This window comes from Microcoleus sp. LAD1_D3 (assembly GCF_036702135.1).
Taxonomy (GTDB): domain Bacteria; phylum Cyanobacteriota; class Cyanobacteriia; order Cyanobacteriales; family Microcoleaceae; genus Microcoleus.
The window spans coordinates 1-7894 of the sequence record NZ_JAUBSB010000084.1 but is presented as its reverse complement, the minus strand read 5'-3'; the positions used below and the strand labels follow the sequence as shown (position 1 = coordinate 7894).

The following is a 7894-nucleotide window of genomic DNA, read 5'->3' as shown; positions in this document are numbered from 1 at the left end:
GTACAAGATGTAACGGATGTCAGTCCGATGGCAGTCGGAAGAAGGAAGGAGGAAGAAGGAAGAAGGAATTATGATATAATATTTTATGGTGCTGTGGAGAGATGCAGCACTTATTTGGCTGCTTTGTTATGTCTGTATTAAGTGTGAGCATTAATGGGTTGTGCTTTGAACTTTAAGCCTGGTCAAATTGTTAGTTTAGAATGTGGAGATGCGTGCCTGCATTCCGAGGTAATCCAAGTGGTTGAGGCACGTCAAGTTTGTTGGGTGCGCCCTTTGATGTTAGTTGTATCGGCGTCGGGGAAGGATTTATCGGCAGAATACACTTTATCGGATTTGCGAGATGGTGCTGATTTGCTGTGGCCGCTGAGCTTGTTTCGGGAGGCTTTTGATACTGAGGTAATTTCACTGTTGACTGAGTTGCACTCTCTGGATGCTGAGAAAAAGGATGGTGCGATCGCTTCTCGGCAACTTAGAGATTTTGTCGATCGAGTTTGGGAAGCTTTTCCGAGTGCTTTTCATTAAGCAGATATCGGGTGTTTTGTCTATTAGTCCGCCAGGGGTTGAAAACCCCTGTCTAATAGCTAAATCCCTCGCTATGAGGACTGATATATTATCTATTCTTCACAGTCCGCGCAGGTGGACTTGGTTTGTCTAGAAGCGATTTCAATCGCCGAATTTTTGCAGACTCTTATACTAAAATACGGCCTGTGAAAGCTCTTCCGGGTTGAGATTGTTATGAATAACTTTCCCATCGCGGAACCAGACAACGCGGCGAGTTTGGCGGGCCACTTCCGGTTCGTGCGTTACCATAACAACAGTCATGCCGCTTTCGTTGAATTCTGTAAAAATATCCATTACTTCTTGAGTAGTTTTAGTATCCAATGCACCTGTAGGTTCATCAGCCAGCAGCAATACAGGACGGTTGACAATAGCCCTGGCGATGGCTACCCGTTGCTGCTGTCCTCCTGATAGTTGATTCGGTCTGTTTTGCAGCCGACTTTCCAGGCCTACTTTCGTTAAAGCATCTACTCCCCGTTCGCGTCTTTCTGCTGCGGGAATGCCGGCATAAACCATCGGTAACATGACATTTTCTAAGGCTGTCAATTGAGCCAAGAGGTGAAATTGTTGGAATACAAAACCTAATTTTAAATTGCGAATTCCGGCTAATTCTCCTTCGGGCATTTGGGCGACATCTACGCCGTCTAAGTAGTAACTGCCGCTCGTAGGTCGATCGAGACAGCCGATAATATTCATAGCTGTAGATTTGCCGGAACCCGATGCGCCCATAATCGAGCAATATTCTCCTTGTCTTACGGTCAAGCTGACGCCGTTTAAGGCGCGAACTTCCAGGTCGTCCATCCCGTAAACTTTTGTTACCTCTTCCAGACCGACAACAACGGGCTTTGAGAGGACTTGCGGGTCGAGGTCTTGGTATGTATCGGTTTGTAGTTCAGGCATTTTTTTTCTGTGCGATCGACACAACTAACTACTAAGTTAACACTTCTTCTCGGTTTTCGCGGCTGGAAGGGCGATCGTTTGGACGCTAATTGACGAGATATAAAAAAACTAAATCTTTAACGACGTGTTTGTGAGTTGTTTGATGAGAGTCATCTGATGTTCTAGCACTAGATAGTTATCTAATTTGCTTTTTCCAGCGCGGGTCAAGCCTTGATTGTTGTGGGCATAAATTAGGTCGAGGATATGCTCTTTTGTTTCCTCCGAGAGTTGAAAGTTGATAAGGCTGTGGGAAGTATGGCCGTCGCCAAAAATTAAACTATTTCTGCATAAGCTTTGGGGATATTAGTAGCTACAGTCATATTTTCTTTCTGCTTTTTTTGTTTAGATCACAGATTCTCTAATTCGGTCAACTTTTTCTGGGCAAACTGGCGGACTTGTTCATCTGGATCGTTGGCAAATCGATCGCGAAGTATGTCTAAAGTTTTTTGGCGAGCGGGGTATTGCTTGAGCATGATTTCAAGTGCTCTTTGTCTGGGATTATTTTGGAAGTTTGCCTGGGGTTCAAAAGGATAATTTATAGCAATATCGCCCAACAATTCAAATATCCCTGGTTCATCTTTCCAGCCCTGTGCTAATTCTTGGACTGCTGCATATCGCACATCCCAATTATCCTCGGATTGAGCCAGTTGTTTGAGGATAGGTAAGGTTTCCGGGTCATCTTTCCAGCCCCGTGCTAATTCTTGGACTGCCGCTGGTCGCACAGCCCAATTATCATCAGATTGAGCCAGTTGTTTGAGCCAAGGTAAGGTTTCTGGGTCATCTTTCCAGCCCTGTGCTAATTGGTAGACTGCTATTGGTCCCACAGCCCAATTATCATCAGATTGAGCCAGTTGTTTGAGCCAAGGTAAGGTTTCTGGGTCATCTTTCCACCCCCGTGCTAATTCTTGGAGTGCTGCATATGGCACAAGAAGCGAATCATCATCAGATTGAGCCAGTTGTTTGAGAAGAGGTAAGGTTTCCGGGTCATTTTTCCACCCCCGTGCTAATCCTTCGACTGCTGCATGTGACACAAACGAATTATCATTAGATTGAGCCAGTTGTTTGAGAATAAGTAAGATTTCCGGCTCATCTTTCCACCCTCGTGCTAATTCTTCGACTGCTGCAACTCGCCCGCCCCAATCATCATCAGATTGAGCCAGTTGTTTGAGCCAAGGTAAGGTTTCCGGGTCATCTTTCCACCCCCGTACTAATTCTTGGACTGCTGCATGTGGCACAAACGAATCATCATGAGATTGAGCCAGTTGTTTGAGCCAAGGTAAGGTTTCTGGGTCATCTTTCCAAGTGTAGGCGATCGCCCATACTGCTTGAGTGCGAATTTGCTCAACTAGATTTTCATCTTTTCGATAGCGCTTATAATAGTAACTGAGGTCGTACTGGGTTAACTCTTTTAAGCGTTCAAGCAATTGACTCTCAACCCCAGCAATCTCTTTTCTCTCCCTCACTTCATCCAAACACTTCGCAGCCAAAAACAGATGGCTGAAGTTTTTGGCTTCCCCATCCTGTTCAATCAAAAACTCAATCAATTTCCCGGTAAACTTTCCAGCAATTAATCCCGCAATCAAGCACAAAACTTCCTGCCAAGATTCATCATCCCAGTGCTTGCCAAAAACCTCGGTTTTCAACTCCTCCAGTGAAATTTCTTGTGTCTTCTGAAACCTTTCCACTACCTCCGATGCACAGAAATATTCCAAAAAAGTTCGATGCACAAACCCATAAGTATCCGCACCCAAAAAACATAAAATAAAGTTGCGATTTCGCAGTTGGTTAATTATCAACCTTGCCCGCTCTTTCGGTCGATCGAAATCTTTATTCTTCAGATATGCTGTCAGGGTATTCTCCAAATCTTCCGCACTAATAATATTGCCCGCCAACCCTTCAGGTGCTGCTTGCATTTCGTAAGCCACTCGTCGCAGCATTTCTTGCTTATCTTTAGCATCAATAGTTTTCGGATCGAGCCTGCTATCCTCTACTAAAGACCTTTCCACATCCCATTGGTAAAGCAATACGCGCGAAGCTTGATTGTAAAGTTCCGCCCTGTCTCTCGGCAATTCTTGCCCGCGATTTAAAATCGCCATAATCGTCAACAATAACGGATTACCCGCTAAATCTCGAATCGTTGATGAATACGCTAATCCTCTTTTCATGCGCTCGCGAATTCGCGCTTTTTCCCCAGCATCAGTAAAAGTTAATTCGTGCCAGCGGCGAACAAAATCCTGAATTTGTTCCGCGTTCAAATCTTGGAGAATAAAGTGATAAAACCCTGCATCTTGCAAGCGTTGAGGTTTGTAACCAATAATCCGAGACGTGACAATCACTTGGACGCGCGGATACTCATTGGTAAACCGATGAATCGCCGTAATTACATCTTCTCGTTTCCCGGAATCGAAAATTTCATCTAACCCGTCGAACATCACCACAGCGTCGCCTGCTTTAAGCTGTTCCTGCAATTGATGCTGATTCAAGTGACAAATTGAACCCGGACTTTGATGAAAAAATTCGAGGAAATTCTTGCAATGTCCTGATTCCCCGCTGCGAATGTAAGTCCGCAATTCTATTAGCAGCTTAATCGGCTGAGATGTCACGCTATTTAAGGGCGAGAGCGCCCCGGTTAATGCTAAATATTGTAAGAGAGTAGACTTGCCAGAACCCGGATCGCCTAAAATAACAATGTAGGGATACTTTTGCCTGTCATTGATAACATCTAACACCTGTACGATCGGCTGAGAAAAATAACCGCGCCGATATTTCTCTAAATTTTCTAGATCGATCGCGTCTAATTGATTGCTGTCTTGCAGCCGCCGTTGATGTTCTTTAGGAATTTCGTAAGCTTGGGGCAGAAATGATTCGTAAATAGATCGCACATCTTGGAAAATAAAGATTTGCCAAACCTTCAGCTTTTCCCGATAATCGTAGGTATTGGGATCGACGCTGCTTAAATTGAGATTGCTGTAACGCTCGCACAAAGCTTCTTGATATTGCCTCAAGTCAAAATCGGGGATAATCCCCGCCGTTTCTTGAGTATTTTTCTGAATGCTATCCAGATTTTGAGCCGTCAAGATATCGCGCAAGTCTGTTGAGTCAAAGAAAATTTCTTGAACTTCTGCGAGATACTGATTGGCGATGGTTAGCCACTTAAATCTTGCTGGTAAAGGAGTTAAATTTAGTTGAGTCCAGCTTTGTTCGAGAAGTTCTGCATCGAGAGATTCGCGATCGCTCTCAAAAGCCTTGCCCAAAATTTCCTTAACAGACTTGTTATTGATAAACTGTTTAACATCTTTAATATACAGCTTTCTTTGCTCTGGGGAAAGTCCGCCAATTTTCAACTGCTGTTCGACCAACTCCAAAAACTTTTTGATCGCTTTGCCCGCTGCGACTTTTCGCGGGTCTTTTTCGCCTAATAAGACGTTTTTCAGGGAATCTTTAAAAAAATCTTTAGCAAAATCCTTCGCGCCGTCTTTGATCAAGTCTTCTAAGATGGGTTGAACGAGAATGCCAACTCCTTGCGTCACTCCCCAGATCACAAGCCAATCGATCATAAAGCTAGCCCGAGAATTAATTTATATTTATAATATAGCAATTATCAAGGATTGATGAACTTCTCAAAAACTGTAGGCTAATCTCGCGTGATTGCCCCGATAGGTTAGGGTAGTATCAGTTTTCTATCACTGCGCTGCGATTAGCCCCGATCCCGCCTGATTGTTGCCCCCTACTACCCCTTAAAAATCGGGAAGAGCATCAAAGTTGCGCTTTTTTACAGGGATTTACGGGAGTTCGACTCGGCTATAACGAGCGATCGACAATTAGCTCTTTTATTCTTGGCGGCGGCTAGAAAATAGTTATATTTTTATATGTTTCTGGTCGCTCGGTTGTGTTATAATTTAATAATGGAAGTGTGAGTAATTTTAAAATCAACGTATAATATCCTATTATTTAATAATACCATATCAATCGCAAACAGTAAAGTAGTGGCTCCCCAAAAAAAACAAAAAATTTTTGAGATATCATTAAGAAAAGTAAAGCGTAAAATTGGTAAGTGGGCGATAAGAAGGTACAGACAATTATGACATACGACTACGACTTGTTTGTGATAGGTGCGGGTTCCGGCGGATTGGCGAGTTCCAAGCGAGCAGCATCCTACGGCGCAAAAGTGGCGATCGCCGAAAATGACTTAGTAGGCGGAACCTGCGTAATTCGCGGCTGTGTCCCCAAAAAACTCATGGTGTACGCCTCAACATTTTCGCACCTTTACGAAGATGCGGTGGGCTACGGTTGGAGTCCAGTAGAAAGCAGTTTCGACTGGGAAAAACTCGTCACCACGGTAGACACAGAAGTGCGCCGACTCAGCAAACTGCACATCAGCTTTCTTGAAAAAGCCGGAGTCGAATTAATCTCAGGATACGCCAAATTTATTGATCCCCACACCGTCGAAGTTGGTGACAAAAAATTTACCGCCGCCAAAATCTTAATTGCAGTGGGCGGAGAAGCCAGAAGAGTCCCAATTCCCGGCATCGAACACGCGATAACCTCCCGCGAAATCTTCCTACTAAAAGAGCAGCCAAAACGGTTAGCCATTTGGGGCGGGGGCTACATCGGCGTCGAATTTGCTTGCATTATGAACGGGTTGGGAAGCAAAGTAACTCAAATCATCCGCAGCGAGTTAATTTTGAACGAGTTCGACACAGAAATTCGCACCAACGTGCAAGAAGGAATGATTAAGCACGGAATAGACATTTTGACAGAAAGCTCGATCAACCACATAGAGAAAACCCCAGAAGGCTTACAAATAACTTTGTCGGGAAAATCCGAAGGAACGCTCATAGTAGACGCGCTGTTGTGCGCTACCGGGCGCTTGCCCAATTTGGAAAAATTGGCTTTAGAAAATGCGGGAGTAGAAATCGATAAATCTGCGATCGCAGTTACCAAAGACAGCCGCACCAGTCAGCCCCACATTTTTGCAGTGGGAGATTGCACCAACCGCATCAATTTAACGCCAATTGCGATCGCTGAAGGACGCGCTTTTGCAGATACTGAATTTGGCAACAATCCGAGAGCAATCAGTTACGAAAATGTCCCGTCGGCGGTATTTTCCCAGCCGGAAGCGGGTAGCGTCGGCTTAACAGAAAGCCAAGCCAGGGCTAAATTTGGCGATTCAATTAAGTGCTACACAGCCAAGTTTCGGCCGATGTTTCACGCTTTGACAGGTGCAGATGAGAAAACTTTTGTCAAGTTAATCGTTGAGACTAATACTGACAGAGTTTTGGGCGTGCACATGGTTGGGAAAGACGCGGGCGAGATTATTCAAGGAATGGCGATCGCTGTTAATATGGGAGCTACGAAGAAAGATTTCGACGTGACTATTGGCATTCACCCATCGACTGCTGAAGAGTTTGTTACTTTGCGGTAAAGCTGGGAAGTCGCCAGGGGTTTAAACCCCTGGCTAATAGCTAAAGTCGGTTAAAACCGACTCAAGAAAACTATTTTGAAGAACAGGCATCCTGCCTGTTCCACACAAAAATTTAATTTTCTTGTGGAACAGGCCGGAAAGCCTGTTCATAAAAGGCTAATTGACAATGGTGCAACATATGAGTTAAAACCGACTCAAGAAAACTATTTTGAAGAACAGGCATCCTGCCTGTTCCACACAAAAATTTAATTTTCTGGTTGTGGGGTGGGCGTCCCGCCCGCCCAAAAATACAATTTAGATACAAAACAGCTTATTAATGAGTAATTCAACCAAACAAAACAAAATTTTAGCATTCTATCTCGGTCAGGAGCCTGATTCACAAGGTCGGGCGATCGAGGATATTTGGTCGTGGGACTACCAGAAGCTGGAATCCGTGCACAATTACATTCAATGGCTGTTTCCGCTGAGAGAAAAGAGTCGCTTTAATTCCAGTGCTCCGACTTTAAATGATGAGGTGATTCAAGCTTTTAGAACAAGTGAAGAGTTGAAAAATCACTTACTCCATTCGTTCACTGTCATGCTGGCATTTTACGGGCTGGAATGCCGCGAAGGGGAAAACGCAGCAATTGTAATTGCAAAATCCGAGGAATATTTGTCAAGAAAAAGAGAGTGGATTCAACAATTTAATCACAACTACCTGCGGCTGACTAGGATTCTTACAAGTTTGACAGAGTTGGGATTAAAAAATTACGCTTTAGCTCTTTTCATGTGTTTAGATGAGATATATAACGAAGAAAAATCCAGTATTAGTTTAGAAACTTATACTTATTGGAAAAATGCTGTAAATACTTAGAAGCGATATTTGAGAATTATCGCTATAGCCAACCATACGACCCATAATAGACCTCTTGCAAAATAATTTTATGATATAATGGAAAGTTTTGCTTGACTGGATTGAATCCCAACTATTAA

5 protein-coding genes are annotated in these 7894 nt (G+C 43.8%); 3 read left to right on the top strand and 2 right to left on the bottom strand.

The annotated features are described in order from the left end of the window. The first annotated feature begins 165 nt into the window (after window positions 1–165). Window positions 166–522 (top strand): hypothetical protein, encoded by a 357-nt coding sequence (locus QUA74_RS27115; protein ID WP_333335227.1) that lies wholly within the window; start codon window positions 166–168, stop codon window positions 520–522. Between the two features lie 171 nt (window positions 523–693). Here QUA74_RS27115 and QUA74_RS27110 read toward each other — a convergent pair whose 3' ends face one another. Further along, window positions 694–1458, bottom strand: a complete 765-nt coding sequence (locus QUA74_RS27110; RefSeq protein WP_333335226.1) for an ABC transporter ATP-binding protein — start codon at window positions 1456–1458, stop codon at window positions 694–696. A gap of 386 nt (window positions 1459–1844) precedes the next feature. Then, entirely contained in the window at window positions 1845–5054 is a 3210-nt protein-coding gene (locus QUA74_RS27105; protein ID WP_333335222.1) for a HEAT repeat domain-containing protein, read from the bottom strand. Between the two features lie 524 nt (window positions 5055–5578). Between QUA74_RS27105 and gor the strand changes: the two genes are divergently transcribed. Then, window positions 5579–6922 (top strand): glutathione-disulfide reductase, encoded by a 1344-nt coding sequence (gor, locus tag QUA74_RS27100; protein ID WP_333335219.1) that lies wholly within the window; start codon window positions 5579–5581, stop codon window positions 6920–6922. Between the two features lie 316 nt (window positions 6923–7238). Continuing rightward, window positions 7239–7775 carry an opioid growth factor receptor-related protein gene (locus QUA74_RS27095; protein ID WP_333335217.1) on the top strand — a complete coding sequence of 179 codons (537 nt, stop codon included), beginning with the start codon at window positions 7239–7241 and terminating at the stop codon, window positions 7773–7775. Window positions 7776–7894: the final 119 nt, after the last annotated feature.